Below are 21,048 nucleotides of genomic sequence, written 5' to 3'. Positions count from 1 at the left end.
GTTTATAATGGGTGAAACACTACTTTTTTACTATAACGGAGGTGGCCCTTATGTATTGCTCGCGCTGTGGAACAAATATGGGCGAACATGCCCGCTTTTGTCCTGGCTGCGGATCGAAAAAAAAGAAATTCTCTTTCGTGAAGCTTTTATTTACACTCTGCTTGATTAGTATTTTCGCTTTCGCTGGTGTCATTGCGTATATGTTCTATGAATCTGACAAACCGTCACAAACGGCGATTGCCCCTGTAAAAGTGAAGAATAAAGAGCCAGTCGAAGCACCGAAGCAACCAGTGATTTTTCCAAAGAACGTTACTAAAAAAGAACAAAAGGCCTTAACAGAGATCATTGAAGAAACGCAGAAAAAAGTGTACACGCTTTTTACCGATACAGGTCAAGGCTCTGGCTTTCTCGTAAATAAAAAAGGCGATGTGGTGACAAATGCCCACGTTGTAGAAGGCGCTCACTCTTTAACCATCAAAGATAAAAACGGCAATACACACGATGGGAAAATTATTGGCTACTCCAATACAATTGATGTAGCCGTTGTCCGTGTGCCTGATTTAGCAGGCCAGTCTCCTCTCTCGCTTGAAAAAAGCAGCAAAGCCAAAGTCGGTGAAGAAGTGATTGCGCTCGGCAGCCCGCTTTCACTCGAAAATACAGCTACGTTTGGTCATATTACCGGTGTGGATCGCAGCTTTTACATCGGCGATTTTTCCTATGACGGAGTGTATCAAACATCTGCTCCTATTGCTCCGGGAAGCAGCGGCGGACCGCTCGTTTCGAAGGTAACCGGAAAAGTGTTAGCCATCAACTCGGCCAAACAAATGGGACAAGATGCGATCGGCTTTAGCATTCCCGTTAAAGATGTAAACAATCTGATACAGGGCTGGATTCAAAATCCGCTGACAGAAGAAGAAATCAACGCTTTATTCTACAATGAAAACGGCGAGCTTTTTTATCAAGAATTCTGGGATGAAGACGCCTACTTTGACGGCGGAGAGTATAACGAAGAAGACGATTATCAATATGAAGATGAAGACGTTCCTGATGAACCAGCCGCCTATGAAGACGACAGCTCCATGGATGACAGCTATGGTGAGTACGAAGAATATGAGGAATCAGACCCATCTGACACTCCTTACCCTGACGAAACCTATCCAGATACAGATACAGGTGCAGAAGAAGATATTGTAGAGCCGCCTCCTGCAAGTGAGCCGGCCGATGAAGTGGTCGATATTAATGGCGATGGCATCATTGATGTAAGTGATCTAACGACCGATATAAACGGTGACGGCGTTTTAGATGAAAATGATTTAATTGCCGCCGGAATCATGACAGAAAGCAGCGAAGCTTATTAACAAGCTCTGTCTCCAGGAAATTACTTCCCGGAGACAGAGTTTGTTATTGCTTCATGATAATATTTACTATTAGCAATGACTCATAGGAATGGTTCCTATGTCATACAATGAACTAACGGAGGCTCCGATTCTTTTAATAAATTAATTTAATTTTTTATGGAAAAGTATCGTCTGATTGCTGTATAATAGCTACAATTTGTGGTTATGAAAGGGAGGGTATTTATGCGTGCCTATCAGGTTGATGAGCGGCCGCCGATTCCGGCGATGATCCCGCTTAGTTTACAGCATTTGTTTGCAATGTTTGGATCAACGGTACTCGTGCCAATTTTATTCGGTGTTAACCCCGCAACTATTTTGTTAATGAATGGTATTGGGACATTAATTTATCTTATTCTATGTAAAGGACAAGTACCGGCTTATCTCGGTTCCAGCTTTGCCTTTATTTCACCGGTGCTCTTTGTGCTTGCGACAGACAGTTATGGTGCAGCACTTGGCGGCTTCATTGCCACTGGCATTATCTTTATTTTAGTAGCGCTTATCATTCGTGTGGCCGGAACCAAATGGGTAGATGTCATATTTCCACCGGCGGCTATGGGAGCTATCGTTGCCGTTATCGGACTTGAACTTGTTCCAGTTGCTGCTGGCATGGCAGGATTAATTCCTTCAGGAGATGCCGATCCAGCAAAATGGACGCCCGATACAGATGTGATTACTGTCTCCCTGCTAACACTAGGGATTACCATTGTCGGAAATGTGATGTTCAGAGGGTTTTTACGAATTATCCCGATTCTTATCGGGATTGTGGCAGGCTATATTATTGCAGTCTTGTACGGGCTTGTTGATTTTCAGCCGGTAAGAGACGCTCATTGGTTCGCTCTGCCGACTTTTTACCGTCCGGAATTCCACTTGGCAAGTATAGCTATTATTTTACCAGCTTCTCTCGTTGTTATTGCGGAACATATTAGCCACTTAGTCGTGACACAAAACATCGTTGGCCGCGACTTAATGAAGAAGCCAGGACTTGGCACTTCTTTGTTAGGCAACGGGATTTCAACTGTTCTTTCCGGCTTCGTCGGTTCCACACCAAATACAACGTATGGAGAGAATATCGGTGTTCTCGCTTTAACGAGAGTATATTCAACATGGGTCATCGGCGGGGCCGCGGTCATGGCGATTATCCTGTCTTTCCTAGGAAAGCTAGCAGCCTTGATCTCGACCATTCCAACAGCTGTTATGGGCGGCCTTTCGCTCTTGCTGTTCGGAAGTATTGCTGTATCAGGTTTGCGCATGCTCGTTGAATCAAAAGTTGACTATTCTAAAGCAACGAATATGATTTTAACGACAGTCGTGCTCGTCATCGGCCTTAGCGGCGCTACGTTGAAGTTCGGTAACTTCGAATTAAAAGGAATGGCCCTTGCTACAGTCATCGCCATTTTGGTTAGCATTTTCTTTACAATTATCGATAAACTCAAAATATCAAATGATTATGAGCAATAGAAAGCAGCCCGAGGGCTGCTTTTTTATGTCGTTTGGCTCGTTGTGGTCAGTAAAATGGCTTGATTGGTCAGTAAAATCAAAGTTGTGGCAAGTAACCGGCGGGATAGATGTAAAAACAGGCTGCCGGATCAAATCCGACAGCCTTTCATCTCTATTCTTTTACTTGATACGTCCAGCCGTCTTCTTGATATATTTTCTTTTCTTTCATCAGCTTGCCGAGTGCCCGTTTGAAAGCACCTTTGCTCATCGAAAAGCGCTTTTCAATTTCTTCTGGAAAGCTTTTGTCGCTATATGGCATAGAGCCGCCGCGTTGCAATAAATACTCATATACTTTTTCGGCATCATCCTGCTGGACTTCCTGCTTGCGTCCAAGGAGGGATACATTGACAGAGCCATCTTCTTTGACATCGATAATGCGGCCATCCACCTTTTGGCCAAGGCGCGGCTCAACTTGTCTTTGGGATTCATGAACAAATCCACGATACCCTTCTGCTGTAATAATGAATGTGCCAACCTTTGTTGCCCGGTACACAATACCAGTAATATCTTTGTTAAAGTCTTTTTTCGAAGCCTTGGTGAACTGTTCAGCCATCACTTCTTCTGTTGCCGGTTTGGCAAACAAGCGGTCTCTCTTATCCAGCTTCAACGTACAATAAAGGCGGTCACCCGCTATCGGACGTACAGAATACATAAAAGGCAGATCATCCTCCGATACAAGTATATCTTTCGTGATGCCGATCGAAACGAATACGCCCAATTTTTCTTGTACTCCGACTACTTCCACCCATCCATACGTATCTTGAGTGATGAGCGGCATTGTCATCGTGGCAGCGAGGCGGCCTTGATGATCTTGGAATAAAAAGACCTCGACCGGCTCATCGGGATCAAATCCCTCTTTTATCTCTGAATGATGAAGCAAAACCGTTTCCTCTCCATCCGTTAAAAACCAGCCAAAGGGAGCTTCATTTTTCACATCTAATGTGACAATCGTGCCAGCTTGTAAATTATACATATAGGGTAAATCCTTCTTTCGCTTATATTTATTAACAATCTTCCCGTTTCGGCTTTAATTATAACAGGCTTTTCTGGTGACGTACTCTTTCTGCAAAAAAACTTCGCTGCTAACTCGGCTTGTTTAATAAATTTAAAAAAAGGGAAACTACCTTTATAAGAGACACTTTAAAAAGGTGGTAAGCAGGATGAGTAAAAAAAGAGGCTTTGCTTCACTGGTCAAACTAGCGATAAAATATGGGCCTATCGTTTACCCGTTTATTAAAAAGATGATAGACAAACGGAAAGCGGCCCGCGTTATGCCGACTCAAAGATAAAAAAGTTCCCAGCGCTTGGCTGGGAACTTTTTTCAGGCTGTGGATAAGTATTTTCAATCAACTTGAAATGTTAAAAATAGACTTTGTCTATCATCTCTTTTGTCATTTTACTTATAACTCACATTCATGACTGCTTTTTTACTCAGAGACTGACGCTGATCAGCTACTCGAAATACAATGGAATATCGGCCTGCCGGAGCGGTTGAGCCGTCTGCTAATTTCCCGTTCCAATAAGCGACAAAGCCGCCCTTTTGTGGTGCAGCGCCGCTCATAAGGGTGCGAACATTTTTTCCTGCTGCATTTTCTATATAGATAGACCCTCTCATACTGCCGCTGACAGCAAGACTAGCCCTGAGATTTTTGCCACTCGCTACTTTAAATTCCTTTGTATTAAGTGAAATAGCTCCCACTGGTTCAGGTGTTAATGCAAGAGCTTTATACGCATCAATACGGCCATTCCCGTAAAAAGAATCCCATGATTTTGCTCCTAAATCGACAGATGACTTGTATAAAATCTGCATCACCTGCTGGGGAGATAAAAACGGATTTTTCGATAAAATAAGGGCTGCCGTCCCTGAAACGACCGGCGCTGCCATAGAAGTACCATCCATATAGCCGTATGAGTTTCCAGCGATTGTTGACAAAATGTCTTGCCCCGGTGCTGATACGTTAATGTAGCGGCCAAAGTTAGAAAACCTGGTGATTTTATCGGCCGCACTCGTAGCACTGACCCCGATCACGTTAGAAAGAGCAGCTGGATAAAATGGCAAACTAGTATCCTCATTTCCCGCAGCCGCAATGACGATAGCTCCTTTGTTCACTGCATAGTTCGCCGCATACTCTAGAATCCCAGTGTACGAATAGCTGCCAAGGCTTAAATTAAGAACGTCTGCCCCTTGATCTACCGCATAGAGAATCGCTTCAGCGATCGTGTAGCTATCGGCATATTCTCCTTCAAACACGTTAATAGGCATCAACTTTACGCCCGGTGCAACACCTGTCACACCCGAACTATTCATAGCTGCTCCAATAATACCGGCTACGTGTGTACCGTGATGATCAACCGGTAAAACCGTACTGCTAGTAATCGCATTATAAGGATAAACGAGGCGGTTTTTAAACTCTGAATGACGGGAATCGATCCCTCCATCGATAACAGCAACCGTAATTTGGGAGTTGCCGCGTGTTCGATCCCATGCTTTTGGCGCATTGATTTTTGAATGAAACCACTGACTTTTATAATAAGGATCACTTGGCTTAAATTGACGCTCTAACTGGTAATTCGGCTCTGCCTGCTTTACAGCCGCTTCTTTCCTTAATGCAGCTGCCACGTTTGACAGCTCTTGCTTGCTCTTCAACGAAACGTTGGCAAAAAGCCCATTTTGCAGGGCATCTTCTTCAGTTAATCCGTACTTCGTATAGAGAGCTTGACGCTCCGCTTCCGTCAGCACATGATCAAACTGAATAACCAACTCCCCTTTTTCATAGCTCCCATGAAACTTCTCCTCAGCCTGCTGTTTCGGCAACTCTGCTGCTTCGACCTCACCTTTACCTGAAGCTGGAGCAAGCATAGCACTCGATCCTATGATAACTAGGCCTATCATCGCGGCCTTTTGCAACCTTAATCCTATCCCCATTCGTTTTCCTCCTATTTTGGGGCTGACCCCTAACGGAAATATTATAGTTTCTTTATAGCTTGGCGTCTATGTAATTTTTGTTAATAAATCCCTTCAAATGAAAAAAGCGTACGTGAATTTCTTTTCATGTTAGACGCTAACGAGAAGAGTATTTGTTGGCACATTGATACATATGGTTAAAGTTATTCACCAAAATAAACGGATGGAGGTGTGTTGGAAAGGGGCAGTTTCGTTTAATTTCAATTTGTTTATGTTATAATAAAAAAGAATGTGGTTTCATTAGCTTCTACCCGCTTTTTTTAAGCATGTTGCCCCTTAGTTACATACAGCACAAGAAGGACGAACGTTTCTATTTGATGATGGTTGGGTAAATAGGATTAGACGAACTTTTAAGAACGGAGATGAAGAAAGATGAACGCAAAGAAGTTATTAACTTATGGATTACTTGTAGCGATCATGTTACCGAAGATTAAAGAAAGATTAGAAACACAGCAACTACGCAAATCTTATCAAAATGCACACCGTGTACGCATGAATCATAACAGCATTCTAGAGAAAATCTCTGGCTAAACATCACAACTAAGCAAGTAAACAGTAAACCCGAAAAGTGTCTCGCACCTTTCGGGTTTTTATTTTTAATTTGGCAAGAGCCCACCCTTCATCTCTAATTAACTATTAGATTTTTCTAAAGAAAATGCTATAATTGGGAAAGAATGGGGGAGTTAACATGGTAATTCATAATGTAATGGAGGAAGTTGTCAAAGGAATTATTACAGACCAGCTCGATCACTTGCATCTTTCCTGCAAATGCGAACGATGCCAGGAGGACATTTTAGCTCTTTCACTAAATAAAGTGACACCGAGATATATTGTGAATGACAGCCGGGAGCCCTTAGTCAAAGCGAAATATATGATCGACAGACAAGAACAAGCCAATATCGTCACGGTTGTCGCCCAAGCGGCAGCGCTCGTCTCTGCTAATAAACGCTGTTCAAATATACAATAACGCAACAAAAAAATCCGGCCTATTGCCGGATTTTTTTGTTTTAACCCTTTACACTCCTAGCACAGCCGTTGTGCTAAAAAACTCTTTATATAGCGCTCTTAAAACGTTAGTCGTATCTTCTTCTTTAATGCCAAACACTAAGCTAACCTCAGAAGATCCTTGGTTAATCATCTCGATATTTGCTCCAGCTTGTGAAATAGCGGTTGTCGCTCTCGCTGTCAAGCCCTTCGTATTATTCATGCCTTCGCCAACAAGCACGACCATCGCAAAATGATGTTCAATGTGAACGTCATCCACTTTTAAATCTTCACGGCATTTTTGAATGATACGCTCCTCTTTTTCCGGAGAGAGCTGGTGACTGCGAACGATGACAGATAAATCATCAATTCCTGAAGGCGTGTGCTCATAAGAGATTTCTTCTTCTTCAAGGATTTGCAGCAAACGGCGGCCAAAGCCAAGCTCGCGGTTCATCAAATATTTGCTCACATAAATCGTCGAGAATCCGCCATCCGCCGCAATACCGATTACTGGGCTGTTGGAATACTCGCGCTCTGCCACAATCATCGTACCCTCTGCAGATGGATTGTTCGTGTTTTTAATGCAAACTGGCACGGAATGCTGGAATGCCGGCATTAACGCTTCATCATGGAAAACAGAGAATCCTGCATAAGACAGCTCACGCATTTCTCGGTAAGTCATCCGCTTGATTTCAACAGGTTGATCAACAATCTTCGGATTAGCCGCAAAAACTGAATCGACATCTGTAAAGTTTTCATACAGCTCTGCGCCGATCGCTGCTGCTAAAATAGAGCCGGTAATGTCAGAGCCGCCACGGGCAAATGTCATCATGACGCCATCTTTTGAGTAGCCAAAAAATCCTGGGAATACAACAATCCCTTTGCGATCACGCAAGTTCCGCAAGTTTTCGTAAGCTTCAGGTAAAGCACGGGCTCGTCCAGGCTCATCACTCACAATTAAGCCAGCATCCTTCGGGTTCACATACTCTGCCTCTAACCCGATGCTTGAGAAATAAGCAGCAATTAATTTTGCGTTATTGTCCTCTCCGCTCGCTTTAAGCTGGTCAATGAACAGATCGCGGTTTTCTTTGTCTTGGCTGATCCGGTCACGTAAATCTTGTTCGATTACTTGGGCAATCTCATGATCAAGACCGAGCTCAGCTGCTATATCAGCATACCGCTCTACGACCGCCTGCAGCTCTTCTTCTGCATCTTTGCCGGAAAGAGAAGCTTCTGCCAGGCTAATCAGCAGGTCGGTTACTTTAATATCGTCATCAAAACGTTTACCTGGGGCGGAAACTACTACGATCTTTCGCGTAGCATCTTCTTTAATAATGGCTGCAACCTTCTTAATCTGTGTTGCACTCGCTACGGAAGTCCCCCCAAATTTACATACCTTCATTCCCGTTTCACTCCTTAGTCACCGTTAGATTTTCATGATGGAAAAAGTTTTATTTGAAAAATTATACCACTGTCTGCATGAAAAAAGAAGAAATAATCTGATATTTACTCCAATAAGTATAAATTTCCTCTTCATTCCAACTTGTTTATTTTGCTTAATTCAGGGAATATCTATTACATGCGCACCACTAATCACTGCAAAAATTGTTCACAAAAGGAGAGTGCATATAATGAAAAAAAGCAAATCTACGGGAAGTAAAGCCGCAATGACTGCGCTGGCTCTTGGGGCAGCCTACCTTCTTCGAAACGAAAAATCACGCGGCAAGCTCATGGATCAACTTAAATCAATGGGAAAATAATGCAGTATCGAACTCTCTCACTACACTGAAACATTAAAGCGCCGGAGACTAACTCCACCGGCGCTTTTTTACTGTTATGGCTGATTAATATCTGTAATGCGATTTTCCAGTTCTGGAGCGGCATTTGGGTTTGCTTGGATATAGTCTCTGAACATTTCCCAATCGACGAAGCCTGGTTCGCTGACGCGGCCTTCTTCGTAAGCTTTGCCGAATGTGCTGTACCCATCTCCGCCTTTGGCTGTAAATGTGTTCGTTGCGACAACGTATGATTCAGTGTCAACAAGCGGTACGTATCCGTTCTCCTTCTTCACTTCTACCGTTTTCACCCGCTCGCCAACTGGCTTACTGCTATCGTACGTAAATTTCAAACCGGATACTTGTAAGAATCCGCCAAACTGTCCCGGCACTTCTTTTACGCTGTTCTCGAGCGCTGCACGGATTTCTGCCCCTGTTAGATTCATAATGGCAAGCGCATTGCCAAATGGCATCACTGTCAGCACTTCATCAAGTGTAATATCGCCTTCGTTAATGGAAGCGCGAATGCCTCCGCCGTTTTGGACGGCAATAACAGCCTCTTTATTGATCGTCTTTGCTTTCTCCAACATGCCATCTGTAATCAAGTTCCCGAGATTTGTTTCTTTCGTCCGCACATCAGCGCGTTCACCGTTTAAAGCAACAGCCGTTTTACCAACGACGGTCTTCTTCTTGGCATCAATGGCTGGCTTATACTCTGTCGCTAAAATTTCTGCCGCTTCCGGATCATCCTCCAATATATACGTGCCATCTTCCCCCTTGGCATCAATTTCGATCAACTTGCCAGCATGCCCAATGACTTTGCCGTTTTTATCAAACTTGACATCTAGCGTACCCAGATATTTATTGTATTCATTCGCTTGGACAATGACTGTTGGTTCTTTCCCCGTTGTGTCCAATACCGGCTCTTTCAACAGGTCATGAGAATGGCCGCCGACGATGATGTCAATCCCCTCTACTTCTTTCGCCAGCGTTACATCGTTATCGCCGCCGCCATCTTTAAAACCGATATGGGTTAAAGCGATAATTTTGTTAACACCCTGCTTCTCCAATGAGGCCACTGTTTTCTTAGACTTTTCTAAATAATCTTCAAACATAACCCCTGCCCCTGGGCTGGAAATATCGACTGTTTCAGCTGTCGTTAAACCGAAAATACCAACCTTTTCTCCATCGACTTCCTTAATAATAGCGTCATACACGGACCCATCTTTTGGTGCAGCTGCTATTCCGCCTGTCACGAGTCCTTTAATATTTTCATCGCTCGTAAAATTGACGTTAGCACTTACAAATGGAAATTTTGCTTTCGCGATAAAATTAGCGAGCGGCTTCGTGCCTAAATCAAATTCATGATTTCCGAACGTCATCGCATCGTAACCGACGAGATTCATGAAATTCAAATCAGCTTGTCCCAAATACTCGTTAAAATAAAGCGTACCCGAAAACACATCCCCTGCATCTAGCAATACATTATTCGGTTTTGCTTTTCTCACTTCTTTAATAGCCGTTACTTTTCTAGCGGCATTTTCAATATGGGCATGGGTATCATTTGTATGCATAATCGTTAAGTCGAGTTCTTTTGCAGCAGGATGAGCTAACCGGTACAGGAACAACGCCCATTCCCCACGCTGCAAATGATCATCCGCCCCAAAACGGCTGCTTGTTTTTCCTTCTGTCACACCACTTTTCACAAGTGCATCAACATACTTAGCCCACTGCGCATTGACATCTGTAAATGGCGTCTTTTTCACTGTTTCATCAATCGTAAGCTTATAGGCTAAGGAAATCAGCCGAGCCGTTTCATTGCGGGTAATGGCATCATAAGCTCCAAACAGTCCTGCCGCTTTTCCAGATATGATCCCCTTCTCTGCCAGCGCATTGACCGCCCACTGTCCACGTTTAGGCACATCTTTGAAACCTGCATTCTTGTATGTTCCCTGCGGGTCGATTCCTAAAGCCGCAGCTAACTGGATCGCTGCATCCACGCGAGAAATGGAGACATTCGTACCAAATTGGCTAGGGCTTAACCCTTTCGTAATGCCGTTATTCGTTAAATAAGCTACCGCTTCTGTGTAACGAGCGGGCACATCTTTAAATGAATGTTCTTTTGCCGAAACAGCGGCAGGGCTTACTGCCGGCACTGCAATCGCAGCAGCTGCGGCTAAAGCTAGAAACTTATGAGACGATGCTTTCTTCTTCCCCAAGATAACTCCTCCTTTGTTAAAACACTTATATTAAAAGATTAGTAGTTTTTAATAAAAAAGCAACCTATTCAGGGAAAGTTTGCAAACAAATTAGCCATACAGTTCCATTTCATGATTATTTAACCATGATATTAGTCATGATTTATATTTTAATCCTCAACCCTTTATCCAAAACCATACTTTTATCCCTGTCACGAAGCCCTTTCTCTTGTTCTATCTTTCAAAATCTAGTGTTATCCGCTCATTTTACGAAAGAACATATTAAATTTTTTACTAATTTGCTAAAATATGTATGTGATTACACAGAAAAAGAATGGGGTGTAAAGAGTGAGAAAAACAGTAAAATGGTTAGCTGCTTCCCTATTGTCTCTAGCCCTTGTAGTACCATCTGTCGGTGCAGCATCGGCTGCAGCCGGTCAAGGAAGCTCTCAAGGAACCGCCACTTTTGACAGCAATGCAAAAGCAGCAAATACAGCAACAACAGCAACTTTTAGTGATGTACCGAAAAATTTTTGGGCAAAAAATGAAATTGATTACCTTGTGCAAAAAGGAATTATTGCCGGCTATAAAAATGGTAAATTTGGCGTTCAAGACGCCATCAGAAGAGATCATGCCGCGATCATTTTAGCGAGAGCTTTAGGCGTAGAAAAAGAATCAGCTCCAAACCCAGGCTTCAAAGATGTACCAACTACGCATCCTGCTTACAAAGAAATTGCCGTTTTAACAAAATACGGCGCTTTCAGCAAAGCACAATATTTTAATCCAACTGGAAAAGTAACCCGCGCCCAAATGGCGAAAATTATTGCTGAAGGCTTTGGCTTCCAGCCTTCTTATCTCGTAACGTTTAAAGATGTACCAAGCAGCAGTCAATTTTACAAATACGTCAGCACCTTAGGCAGTGCCGGTGTAGCTGGCGGCAGTAACGGCAACTTCATGCCAAATAAGATTTTGAACCGCACTGAATTCTCTGTCTTCGTTGCCCGTGCACTTGAGGCTCGTTTCCGTACAGGAATTCAAGTAGAAATCCAAGGCTTGCAATACCAAACAGACGGCCGTCTGAAAATGAGCTTGATGATGTATAACAATACACCAAAAACAGCCTTTAACATTAAAGCAAAATATTCTCTCTACGCTGGCCGTACACTCGTTGCTCAAACAGCTTCAGCAAGAGACTATACAGGCATCACGATCGGTGCTAATCAGAAAAAAGCTGTTACTTTCTATTTCGCTCCTAGCGAAATCAAGAACAAAGCAACATTTAAAGACACTTTCCTCGGCTATGAGCATGCCTGGCAGTACTACCAATAAAAACAAAGGCAGGATCCTTAGGATCCTGCCTTTGTTTTAGCGTTTTAAAGTGGAGAATTGACTTCTTTCGGCATTAATCAGACCCCCAAGCAGGAGGACGACGGCAGTGAGGTAGAACCAGAGCATGAGAATGATGATCCCGGCGAGCTGGCCGTACACGCGGGTGTAGTTAACGGCGCCCGCGTATTCACTGAAAATGATGGACATCACCTGCCAGCCAATAGCAGCAAAGACGGCTCCTGGAATCACTAATTTTAGCGGCTGTTTTCCACTCGGCAGGATTTTATAGAACAAGATAAAGAAGCCAAATAGAAATACAGAACCGAGCCCCCATTTAATCATGGGCCATGTAGCCAAAAACGGATTAGCTGTTTCAATCGTCCCGATCACTTCCTCTGAAATGAACAGATGCAGCAAACGTTCGGCTAGTGGAACGAGCAAAGAAAGCGGCACGAGAAACATGAAAATAAGAGTTACCCCTAAATCTCGGATGACCCCCTGAAAAAATTTAAGAGGCCGTTTAATCCGATACGCTTCGTTTAGTGAACGAACGAGCGATTGAATCGCCATGGAAGACAACCAAAATGTCGAGAAAAAACTGACAGAGATTAAATGGCCTTTTCCTTTTGCCAGAACCGCTTCCACATTTTCATGAATAATACCATATGTATTAGCTGGTGCATAAGGGCGGATGACACTAAGTATGTCCTGTTCTTTCACAGGAAAAAAGCTCACTAGTGAAATCATAAAAATGAGAAACGGCACGACAGACAGCAGCAAATAATAAGCAGTCTGTGCAGCCTGGTCAAAAAACCGTTCATTAAAGAAACGGCCGGCGATCCGCTGCACCATCCTCACCAACTTCATGCACTCCCACCTTCCTTCCACTTTTTCAACATCATAAACAATTGAAAGCGCCTAAGCAAATGAAGGAAAGAGCAAATGATGATCAATAAACAACGAAAAACTCCCCTTGCCTGTTGCTATGTCTTATAACAGGCAAGGGGAGTGACTTTATGATAATGGATATTAACGTTTAAATAAAGATGCATAGTGTCCAGTATCTCTTTGATGGAAGAGCGCATAAGCCAGCATAATAAAGTAATAACTAGCGAACGTTTTATCTTCCCAAATGTTGTACAGCAACGCCAAAAAGAAAATGGCCAACAAAATAGAAAGGACTAAAAACGAACCTTCTTTATTTTCACCTCTTCTTTTCCAAAGAGCTGTTACCATGCCGAGTAAAAATACGGCGAATGCGATAACACCAAGTACGCCAGTTTCAGCGATCACTTGAATATATTGATTATCGGAATAAATGTTTGGCGGTATTTCGTACTTATCATATATCGGAGAAGGATAAGACTTTGAAGCAGAATCGCCAAACGTTCCAAATCCTGTACCGATAATCGGATGATCTTTAAAGATCTCAAATCCTTTATTTACGATAAATAATCTTCCCGAACTTTTACTTAACTCAATCGTATCTTTCTCAAACGTCTCTTTTATACGCTTCTGTTCACTTGGTTCATCCTCATCCGGCTGTTCGCTTCCCTGCCCTCCAGGACCCATATCAATATTCGAATTCTCTACCCACTGGGTCGCTTGGGTAACCGGGGTTAACACGAGAACAAAGCCAAGAGCAATCGCAGCTGCGAGGTGAATCACTATTCTTGTATAACGTGTTAACAGCCAAAAAATAACTAAGCCGATACAGAATGCTAACCACGTTCCTCTAGAATAAGTCAACAGCCAGGTTCCTGCGTATAAAATGGATAAAATAACCAAAAGAACTTTTTTTCCTTTAGCCACTTTATTATACAAATACACGAGGAAAATAAGAGAAAACGACAAATAGACGGCCAGTATATTTGGATTATTAATTAACCCATAAATACGTACCTTATTATTAGGAGACAAAGAGCGGTTCACCCATGCTTCCGGCATCAACAAAGTACGAAGCGATATTTTTTCAACAAGTCCTTGGAACACAAGCAGCAAAGCTATGACAATCGTAATCCAGATAAATCGTTGAACATCCCTCTTATCAATATCTAGGCGTTTTACTATGTAAAATAGCAGATACGTAATAAAAAAGGCTCTAATTTGAAAGATAATCGCCCCAATCGCAACACCTGAAATCAATGCCGACACTGAGCCGATCCCGATAAACACAAAAAAAGCCCACTCAAATATTGAAAAGTGAAATAACGATTTCCAATCTTTACGACCCGCCCACACTACATGCAGAAAAGCAAATACAATGATCAGATCGCCCATTATTTTCATCGATGGATTCATCTCTATAATAAAGGAACGAAGTGGAAAATAAATTAACAATAAATAAATTCCGGTCTTTGGACGAGTCAATGCAACTAAAGCTACTATAAATGAAACGGCCAACCCTACGAGCGGCTGCGAAAATAATACTCCAAAAAGTATTAAACATACAGCTCCTATCATCAAAAAATTATTCTTAAAAAAATCTGACATTCAAATGAACCTTCCTTTTAGGTGCTGTAAGTTTGGAAGAGTTACAGCGATTTAATGGTAATATTAAACACAAAATCATTTTATTCATTCATTTATACACAGTCGCTTTTCAATTATAAGATATCCCTATGACCTAGTCAATTCCGTTTCTCTTACTCTCTTTCTCTCCTTAATAGGCCTCCTGCTATGTGCCTAATTCGATCTTAATGCCTTACAAAAAAAACAGTTTTAATGATAGATGATTTCGGCTTAAATTGAATGATAATGTACTTAAAAGGATTTACGCACGCTCACCTCTATACTATACTGTAACAAAATAATGAGCAGAAAGAGTGTTTGTCTTGGAGAACGTACAAGGATCTTTAAAGGAAAAAAGCATTGTTTTTACTGGTTTCATGGGTGTAGGAAAAACGACGATCGGCTCTCTCGTAGCGCAAAAGCTTGATCGAGCCTTCATCGATATCGATGAAGAAATTGAAAAACAATACAACATGTCGATTAATGAAATATTTGCGGCTCACGGCGAAAAGGCCTTCCGGGAGATTGAAAAGCAAACAATCCGTTCCTTTTGTGAGCAGCCCTTAAAAGTCATTTCTCTTGGCGGCGGTGCCTTTATGCAGCCGGAGGTCCGCGAAATTTGTTTAGCAAACTGCTTCGTCATTTACTTAGAAATGTCATGGGAAGAGTGGAAAGAAAGACTCGATCTTCTCATTGATACACGCCCTGTTTTGCGCGGAAAAGACTTGAAAGAAATTGAAGAGCTTTTCTACAAAAGACAGGAAGCTTATGCGATTAACCATTCAACGTTAACCGTGGGCTCTAAAAGCGCAGAAGAAGCAGCTGACGATATCATTGAGTCTGTAAAGCTTTCAGAGGATTTGCGCTAAGTCCCTCTCTCATAAGTAATAAGCGTGCATTTCAGCAGTGCACGCTTGTTTTTTCAACAAATAGTTACAAATCCTTCTCTTTTTAAATATATATTCTTCCAAAAAACATTTAAATACTTCAATTTTTAACAATTTTAAACCTATTCAACTAGTAAAATAGGACTATATTTGTTACTATAAGGAAGATGGTAATTTAAAGGAGGAGAATATTTTGGATATTGTTGAGAATTATAAAATTACAACAAGCACCATGGCTCTTACAGAGGAATACCACCAACATTATAATGCCATAATTTATGATCAAAACGGAATATACGGAACAAAGCAAACCGTCCGCTCTTTACTTAACGAAGCGTGTATTGACAGAATTTCTACATACGATGGCCGCATTCAAGCCATCCGCCAACGTTTTCCCTACCGTAAAAAAACACCGCTTGTTATCTGTCTCCACGAACGCATTTGTGCTTTTCCAACCAATTCACCAGATCGTTATGGCTGCAATTGGATTTTCCCTCAACACATCCATATAAGTACAATAAAAAATGGCAAACCAGTTGCTGTTTTTAAAAATGGGACTCATCTATCCCTTACTTGTTCACTCCACGTCTTTAACAGGCAGCGAGAACGAACAGCCAATTGTCTCAATTATTTTCAAAGCAATTTAGAATAATCAAGCCGCCAGCTGAGGAAAGAGAGCCCGCTGGCGGTTATTGTTATTGGCGAGAAAACAGTAGAAAAACAGGCATTTTGATCCCTTCCTGCTTGTTTTGTTGGCATTTGTTGGCTAGCATAGAAAGGAACAATGAAAAGGATGTGTTTTATATGATAAATGTGTTATTCGTTTGCTTAGGTAACATTTGCCGCTCCCCAATGGCAGAAGCGCTCTTTAGACACCTCGTTCAACAAGAAGGACTAGAAGATAAAATCCGTGTAGATTCGGCTGGTACGAGCGATTGGCATGTTGGCTCTCCGCCACATGAAGGGACAGCCGCCATTTTAAAAAAGTATAACGTTGAAACAGAAGGACTAGCAGGAAGACAATTGTCTAAACAGGACTTTGAAGCATTTGACTATATTGTCGGCATGGATGAAAGTAACATCGAAAACATTTATCACATCGTCAAACAGCCAAAGCACCCGAAAGTGATCCGACTGCTCGACTTGACCGCTACGCCAAAAGACGTGCCTGATCCTTATTATACCGGTGACTTTCAGGAAACATACGACTTGGTTCTTGACGGCTGCCAGGCACTGCTTAACAAAATAAAAGCAGAACAGTTCTAAACACGATAAAACCAGAAGCCTCTTAACGCGCTTCTGGTTTTATCTATTCTTCTTACCTTCCATTCGACTTTAAGTTCATTAGCACATTTAAGACAAAAGCAAGAACGCCAAGAACCGTCAATGTCGCCCCAACTGCGATGCCCGCTGTGTAAGACTGACTTTCAGTGGCAATAAGCAGAAATAGGCAAATCATCATAATCGGCAGACCCAAATTATGCAGCCAAAAGTGAGTTTTCGCCAGCCCGTTAGACGTTAACGCCGGGAATAAATGATATAAGATTCCGATAAGAGTTAAGGCCGTCCATCCTAGTAGATTGATGTGCACATGGACCCCCGCAAAGCCGTACGAATGAGCGACAGACATATAATAGCCAAGCAACACACCGACAGCAAAGTAAACGGCAGAAATCTTAATTAACCTGATCGCCATACGGATCCCTCTTTCTGCTTTAAGATAACAACCTTACTTCAATTTATGTACGAATTCCCCATACATACCTAATGAATGATAAAAAATTCCCCGTCAAAAAGTACTTCCTCTTTTTATATTTAGTGGCTCATTTCCGCTACGGCTCTACAATTAACAACTGAAAAAACAACCTTTACCTTTAACAAAGACTACTGTATTCACCAAGCGGCACACGTGTGCTATGCTACATGATGTAGACGTATGTACAGGATGAAAGGAAGCGAAACAGTGAAAAAATTAACATTTGTTATTCCTATCATGATCTTAGTAGGCTCCATCTCGATGTGGATGCTCAATAAAGACTATTCCGAGATTGATCTTCAAACAAGATGGTGGATTACGATAGGAGCTGCTATATTTTCCGGGATTATTTCCTTTTTCTTACTTGGCAGTGATGGAGAAAAAGCATCCTCTTCCCCATCTGATCGTCAGAAAAAAAAGAAGAAGTAACGAAAAAAGAGAGCCTGAACAGCTCTCTTCGTGCATTAATGGCTACTGGCTTTCTCTCTACACAAGCGAGTTTATTAAGATAGCGGAAGCCGCTTCGTACATTTCATCAAACTGATTAAGCGGGAGCGGATTTTGCCCTTCCCCCAGTTCAATCGTAAAGCCCGGCTTGCGAAATTCTTGAATAAACCAATCTTTATAACCCGAATGACTATCAACATATCTCACCGCTTTATAGCCGCTCACTCTGGCTAATCGATTAGCGAGCTCCTCCGACTCTGCCGGCTCTAGTCCTTCATATCCCCAATAAAATTCTTTTCCTTGTGTATGCAAAGCAAGCAAACGGTCAAACGTCTCTTTTCTTACTAGATTGGCCATTGCTTTTGTCTCTGGTTCAGACAGAGGATCATAGCCTGGAAAATCACGTGAGGCTGGTGCCTGTGGTTTTCTCGTCGCTTCAAATTCCCAATTAGCGGGGAATTGTTTGTTTAAATCAACGCCTCGGATATTGGCTTTCCAGCCTGAAAAATCCCGGCTTCCTTTATTTAGTTTAATGAGCTTTTCTTCCATGTTAGCCGGCGGACCGTTTAACACTAGCTCAACTCCATCCGGGTCGACCATCGGAACAGCGGATAGCTCTGTTTGCATGTATATAGGCATGGTCGGGAGCCCTTTGATCGGAAATTGATTTGTGAGTGAAAGCAAATATTCATTTAAAAAACTCATTAGAATAGCAGTTGTAATCCATTCATTTGCATGAAAAGAAGCGTTCACCTGCACTTTGCGCTTTCCTTGTCCTATTCGCAAATCATATAGCGGCAATCCCCTTACACTATTTCCTATTTTTCTTCGTTCCATAAAGGGGTAAATTGCTGCAAGCTTCTGAAGATCATTGCGCATCTTTTGAAAATTGTAAGGCTGCTTTCCATCTACGATAGGGGTCGTAACTCTCACGGGAACTTGTATTATTTGACCGATTTGAAGCTTATTCGGATCAATGTCGGGATTTAACAACAGTAAAGCGTCCACTTTCAAGCGCTGCGCTGAAGCAAGCGCCCAGAAAGAATCTCCTTTTTGGACGACTCGTGTTGTCGTTACAAAACCAGGAATCTGAACAACTTGTCCCGGCTTCAATTCATTTGGCTGAATGCCAGGATTCGAATCCATCACCAGCTCTAGCGGAATATGAAACAACTGGCTGTAATGCCACAATGTATCCCCTCTTCTTACATGAACTTCCATAACATCCTCCCTGTGAACGTCTTTTCTCTCATCATATGTGTACCTTCGCAGAGCTATGCCCCCGCTCGAAGCTATTTAAAATATTCACTCTAAGAAAATATGAAACTTTTTACCCTTTAAAAAAATAATTTGTTACTTACATATCAATATAAGTTTGTTAGAATGGAAGCTGGAGATTATATTTCCATAAAATATAAATTTTACAAGAGTGTAGACAACATCTATGTTGGCCATAATCGGGCTTCCTGATTTGCTGCATCTGTTTACACAGACACATGAATACGGAGGGAATTGCTCAACTATGAGGAAACTGTTAGTGGCGACGATGGCTTTATGTTCAATGATAATTCTGGTGACAACGTCAACGGCACAGGCATCTGGATTTAGTGATGTACCTGCCACCTACTGGGCTTATGATGATATTCAATTTTTATCATCTTATGAAGTAATTAATGGATATGAAGATGGAAAGTTTAGACCTGGGAATATAATTACACGTAAAGACGCAGCGGTCATGATGACCCGAGCGCTTGAATTAACAGAACCGCCTGCCGAAAGCGAGCTTACGTTTACCGATGTCAAGCCTTCTTCTCCCGGCTATAACCAAATTTTAATCGCTATGACCAATGACTGGTTTACCCTGAGAAACGGAGCGTTCGAGCCAGACCAACCGTTAACGAGAGATGAAATGGCAAAAGCATTAGCAATGGCGTTCTCTTATGAAGGAAAAGAAACGTCTGAATTTACAGATGTTCCGAAAGATGACCCCTATTACCCGTTCATTGATGCAATTGCCCACTATAAAGTAACAACAGGCTACAAAGACAACACGTTCCGACCGGCTGAACTCGTTACGCGTGCGCAATTTTCAGCGTTCCTGTCTCGTGTTTTTCAACAGCCAGCTTCGTATGAAGTAAGAAATGCGGGCGAAGTAGTCGCAAACGTGCCTTCTTTTGGAGCGGCTCTGTCGATTGCGGCTGATTATCCGCAATCAACGATTCACCCGGCAAGCACAAAGTACCGAGAGTTTCCAGATAAAATTGCGACGAAAGATCAGACCGGATTAAAATCTGGTGTTCTTATTTACAATGGTGTTAATGAGAAAAATACGTTTACGAAAGAATTCTTCGACAAGTATACAAGCTATCAAACTCCTGATGGCCAAACTAAGGATTTCTTTAATACCTTTATTATTCTAGGGCTTCGCTATGATGGCGGCTGGCTATCAGAAAACGCGGACAACCATGCCAACTATAGTGATTGGCGAGCTTATATTAACCGAACATTTGCCGAAAATGGCGCCCTGCAGCAGCTGAACGCTTCGGCGAAAAGCCAGAATAAAAAGGCGGATGTCTATGTCGCGATCCCTTATCCAAAAAGAGGGGAACCTATTTTAAAACTGAATGATGAAGAAGTAGAGAGCAATTTAGAATCCCGCACTGACATGGTTAACTGGTATATTTCAGAAGTACAGAAAGAGTGGGACAACCATGAGCTAGATAATCTCAACTTTAAAGGATACTACTGGTTAAACGAAACGGTGCGCGTGCATGAAGACGAATTGTTATTATCCGCTGTTTCTGAGCGCATTCATGCTGATAACCAATTTTTCATCTACGCTCCACATGCTACTTCAACGAACTTCCGTAAATGGCGTTCCTACGGGTTTGATGCGGCTTTTCTGCAGCCAAATGCCTTCCGGGAAAATGTAGCAAATAAAGAAGAACGGCTCCATCGCGCGTTTCTTTACGCCCAAATGTATGGGACAGGCATTACCATCGAGATTAACTCCTACTCTACTAGTCAAGCAGAAGCCGGAGTAGAAGCCTTCAATCTATATATGGACTTTGCTAAACGATATGGCCTTGATGAAAAAGGCATGACCTTCTATCAAGGAGTCAACATGGTAGCAAGAATGGCCACTTATGACCATCCGATTTTCCGCCAATGGTATCGTCAGCTAACAGAAACGTTCTTCTCGCATCCAAAAAGCGAAACGAATTAAGAATTTTGGCAGAAACATTTTATCTTTGTGTCCTTAGACTAAGCTCTAGGGGCACTTTTTATTTTCCAATTGTCTT

20 protein-coding genes are annotated in these 21,048 nt (G+C 42.3%); 12 read left to right on the top strand and 8 right to left on the bottom strand.

All coding sequences use genetic code 11. The annotated features are described in order from the left end of the window. Positions 1 to 50: 50 nt before the first annotated feature. Together A8F95_RS09420 and uraA are read left to right on the top strand one after the other, a co-directional pair. On the top strand, positions 51 to 1,358 hold the full coding sequence (locus A8F95_RS09420) for a trypsin-like peptidase domain-containing protein (protein WP_065410270.1): 1,308 nt from the start codon (positions 51 to 53) through the stop codon (positions 1,356 to 1,358). Between the two features lie 222 nt (positions 1,359 to 1,580). Beyond that, complete coding sequence (gene uraA / locus A8F95_RS09415) at positions 1,581 to 2,855, top strand: uracil permease (protein ID WP_065410269.1); 1,275 nt, start codon at positions 1,581 to 1,583, stop codon at positions 2,853 to 2,855. 151 nt (positions 2,856 to 3,006) lie between these two features. On the opposite strand, the gene A8F95_RS09410 is transcribed toward uraA, so the two are convergent. Next, complete coding sequence (locus A8F95_RS09410; RefSeq protein ID WP_065410268.1) at positions 3,007 to 3,867, bottom strand: CvfB family protein; 861 nt, start codon at positions 3,865 to 3,867, stop codon at positions 3,007 to 3,009. A 187-nt stretch (positions 3,868 to 4,054) separates the two neighbouring features. Between A8F95_RS09410 and A8F95_RS23215 the strand changes: the two genes are divergently transcribed. Then, a complete protein-coding gene (locus A8F95_RS23215; RefSeq protein WP_281181760.1) occupies positions 4,055 to 4,183 on the top strand; it encodes a hypothetical protein in 129 nt (42 codons plus the stop codon). Between the two features lie 107 nt (positions 4,184 to 4,290). On the opposite strand, the gene A8F95_RS09405 is transcribed toward A8F95_RS23215, so the two are convergent. Then, the gene (locus A8F95_RS09405; RefSeq protein WP_065410267.1) at positions 4,291 to 5,820 is read right to left on the bottom strand and encodes a S8 family serine peptidase; all 1,530 of its coding nucleotides are present in this window, start codon (positions 5,818 to 5,820) and stop codon (positions 4,291 to 4,293) included. A gap of 411 nt (positions 5,821 to 6,231) precedes the next feature. Here A8F95_RS09405 and A8F95_RS22445 point away from each other — a divergent pair, with 411 nt between their 5' ends. Together A8F95_RS22445 and A8F95_RS09400 are read left to right on the top strand one after the other, a co-directional pair. Next, complete coding sequence (locus A8F95_RS22445) at positions 6,232 to 6,390, top strand: hypothetical protein (protein ID WP_156187075.1); 159 nt, start codon at positions 6,232 to 6,234, stop codon at positions 6,388 to 6,390. Positions 6,391 to 6,547: 157 nt separating this feature from the next. Beyond that, positions 6,548 to 6,826, top strand: coding sequence for a late competence development ComFB family protein (locus A8F95_RS09400; RefSeq protein WP_065410266.1), 279 nt, complete (start codon positions 6,548 to 6,550; stop codon positions 6,824 to 6,826). A 48-nt stretch (positions 6,827 to 6,874) separates the two neighbouring features. Here A8F95_RS09400 and A8F95_RS09395 read toward each other — a convergent pair whose 3' ends face one another. Continuing rightward, on the bottom strand, positions 6,875 to 8,245 hold the full coding sequence (locus A8F95_RS09395; RefSeq protein ID WP_065410265.1) for an aspartate kinase: 1,371 nt from the start codon (positions 8,243 to 8,245) through the stop codon (positions 6,875 to 6,877). A 229-nt stretch (positions 8,246 to 8,474) separates the two neighbouring features. Between A8F95_RS09395 and A8F95_RS23210 the strand changes: the two genes are divergently transcribed. Further along, complete coding sequence (locus tag A8F95_RS23210) at positions 8,475 to 8,603, top strand: hypothetical protein (protein ID WP_281181759.1); 129 nt, start codon at positions 8,475 to 8,477, stop codon at positions 8,601 to 8,603. A gap of 74 nt (positions 8,604 to 8,677) precedes the next feature. On the opposite strand, the gene A8F95_RS09390 is transcribed toward A8F95_RS23210, so the two are convergent. After that, positions 8,678 to 10,837, bottom strand: a complete 2,160-nt coding sequence (locus tag A8F95_RS09390; RefSeq protein ID WP_065410264.1) for a 5'-nucleotidase C-terminal domain-containing protein — start codon at positions 10,835 to 10,837, stop codon at positions 8,678 to 8,680. Between the two features lie 327 nt (positions 10,838 to 11,164). Here A8F95_RS09390 and A8F95_RS09385 point away from each other — a divergent pair, with 327 nt between their 5' ends. Continuing rightward, positions 11,165 to 12,145 (top strand): S-layer homology domain-containing protein, encoded by a 981-nt coding sequence (locus A8F95_RS09385; protein WP_065410263.1) that lies wholly within the window; start codon positions 11,165 to 11,167, stop codon positions 12,143 to 12,145. A gap of 36 nt (positions 12,146 to 12,181) precedes the next feature. On the opposite strand, the gene A8F95_RS09380 is transcribed toward A8F95_RS09385, so the two are convergent. Continuing rightward, positions 12,182 to 13,012: a YihY/virulence factor BrkB family protein gene (locus tag A8F95_RS09380; RefSeq protein ID WP_176713665.1), complete on the bottom strand. Its 831-nt coding sequence runs from the start codon at positions 13,010 to 13,012 to the stop codon at positions 12,182 to 12,184. Between the two features lie 162 nt (positions 13,013 to 13,174). Continuing rightward, the gene (locus tag A8F95_RS09375; RefSeq protein ID WP_065410262.1) at positions 13,175 to 14,638 is read right to left on the bottom strand and encodes an O-antigen ligase family protein; all 1,464 of its coding nucleotides are present in this window, start codon (positions 14,636 to 14,638) and stop codon (positions 13,175 to 13,177) included. Between the two features lie 341 nt (positions 14,639 to 14,979). On the opposite strand from A8F95_RS09375, the gene A8F95_RS09370 reads away from it, so the two are divergent. The 3 genes from A8F95_RS09370 to A8F95_RS09360 all read left to right on the top strand — a co-directional run bounded on the left by A8F95_RS09370 (position 14,980) and on the right by A8F95_RS09360 (position 16,809). Continuing rightward, a complete protein-coding gene (locus tag A8F95_RS09370; RefSeq protein WP_245671224.1) occupies positions 14,980 to 15,525 on the top strand; it encodes a shikimate kinase in 546 nt (181 codons plus the stop codon). Positions 15,526 to 15,736: 211 nt separating this feature from the next. After that, positions 15,737 to 16,195 (top strand): competence protein ComK, encoded by a 459-nt coding sequence (locus A8F95_RS09365; RefSeq protein ID WP_065410261.1) that lies wholly within the window; start codon positions 15,737 to 15,739, stop codon positions 16,193 to 16,195. A gap of 152 nt (positions 16,196 to 16,347) precedes the next feature. Further along, positions 16,348 to 16,809 (top strand): low molecular weight protein-tyrosine-phosphatase, encoded by a 462-nt coding sequence (locus A8F95_RS09360; RefSeq protein ID WP_065410260.1) that lies wholly within the window; start codon positions 16,348 to 16,350, stop codon positions 16,807 to 16,809. A gap of 52 nt (positions 16,810 to 16,861) precedes the next feature. On the opposite strand, the gene A8F95_RS09355 is transcribed toward A8F95_RS09360, so the two are convergent. After that, positions 16,862 to 17,239, bottom strand: a complete 378-nt coding sequence (locus A8F95_RS09355) for a cytochrome-c oxidase (protein WP_065410259.1) — start codon at positions 17,237 to 17,239, stop codon at positions 16,862 to 16,864. A 267-nt stretch (positions 17,240 to 17,506) separates the two neighbouring features. Here A8F95_RS09355 and A8F95_RS09350 point away from each other — a divergent pair, with 267 nt between their 5' ends. Continuing rightward, entirely contained in the window at positions 17,507 to 17,728 is a 222-nt protein-coding gene (locus A8F95_RS09350) for a hypothetical protein (protein ID WP_245671223.1), read from the top strand. Between the two features lie 57 nt (positions 17,729 to 17,785). Here the strand turns inward: A8F95_RS09350 and A8F95_RS09345 are convergent, their stop codons facing one another. After that, positions 17,786 to 18,967 (bottom strand): M14 family metallopeptidase, encoded by a 1,182-nt coding sequence (locus A8F95_RS09345; RefSeq protein WP_065410258.1) that lies wholly within the window; start codon positions 18,965 to 18,967, stop codon positions 17,786 to 17,788. Positions 18,968 to 19,307: 340 nt separating this feature from the next. On the opposite strand from A8F95_RS09345, the gene A8F95_RS09340 reads away from it, so the two are divergent. Continuing rightward, complete coding sequence (locus A8F95_RS09340) at positions 19,308 to 20,972, top strand: DUF4855 domain-containing protein (RefSeq protein ID WP_176713664.1); 1,665 nt, start codon at positions 19,308 to 19,310, stop codon at positions 20,970 to 20,972. The last annotated feature ends 76 nt before the right edge of the window (positions 20,973 to 21,048 follow it).

The sequence above is a fragment of the Pseudobacillus wudalianchiensis genome (assembly GCF_001685015.1).
In the GTDB taxonomy this organism is placed as follows: Bacteria; Bacillota; Bacilli; order Bacillales; family Domibacillaceae; genus Pseudobacillus; species Pseudobacillus wudalianchiensis.
This window is presented reverse-complemented; position numbering and strand designations above follow the sequence as displayed.

Coding starts and splice junctions, on each gene's coding strand:
- A8F95_RS09420 (WP_065410270.1), top strand. CDS start 51: ATGTATTGCTCGCGCTGTGGAACAAATATGGGCGAACATGCCCGCTTT.
- uraA (WP_065410269.1), top strand. CDS start 1,581: ATGCGTGCCTATCAGGTTGATGAGCGGCCGCCGATTCCGGCGATGATC.
- A8F95_RS09410 (WP_065410268.1), bottom strand. CDS start 3,867: ATGTATAATTTACAAGCTGGCACGATTGTCACATTAGATGTGAAAAAT.
- A8F95_RS23215 (WP_281181760.1), top strand. CDS start 4,055: ATGAGTAAAAAAAGAGGCTTTGCTTCACTGGTCAAACTAGCGATAAAA.
- A8F95_RS09405 (WP_065410267.1), bottom strand. CDS start 5,820: ATGGGGATAGGATTAAGGTTGCAAAAGGCCGCGATGATAGGCCTAGTT.
- A8F95_RS22445 (WP_156187075.1), top strand. CDS start 6,232: ATGAACGCAAAGAAGTTATTAACTTATGGATTACTTGTAGCGATCATG.
- A8F95_RS09400 (WP_065410266.1), top strand. CDS start 6,548: ATGGTAATTCATAATGTAATGGAGGAAGTTGTCAAAGGAATTATTACA.
- A8F95_RS09395 (WP_065410265.1), bottom strand. CDS start 8,245: ATGAAGGTATGTAAATTTGGGGGGACTTCCGTAGCGAGTGCAACACAG.
- A8F95_RS23210 (WP_281181759.1), top strand. CDS start 8,475: ATGAAAAAAAGCAAATCTACGGGAAGTAAAGCCGCAATGACTGCGCTG.
- A8F95_RS09380 (WP_176713665.1), bottom strand. CDS start 13,012: ATGAAGTTGGTGAGGATGGTGCAGCGGATCGCCGGCCGTTTCTTTAAT.
- A8F95_RS09375 (WP_065410262.1), bottom strand. CDS start 14,638: ATGTCAGATTTTTTTAAGAATAATTTTTTGATGATAGGAGCTGTATGT.
- A8F95_RS09360 (WP_065410260.1), top strand. CDS start 16,348: ATGATAAATGTGTTATTCGTTTGCTTAGGTAACATTTGCCGCTCCCCA.
- A8F95_RS09355 (WP_065410259.1), bottom strand. CDS start 17,239: ATGGCGATCAGGTTAATTAAGATTTCTGCCGTTTACTTTGCTGTCGGT.
- A8F95_RS09345 (WP_065410258.1), bottom strand. CDS start 18,967: ATGGAAGTTCATGTAAGAAGAGGGGATACATTGTGGCATTACAGCCAG.
- A8F95_RS09340 (WP_176713664.1), top strand. CDS start 19,308: ATGATAATTCTGGTGACAACGTCAACGGCACAGGCATCTGGATTTAGT.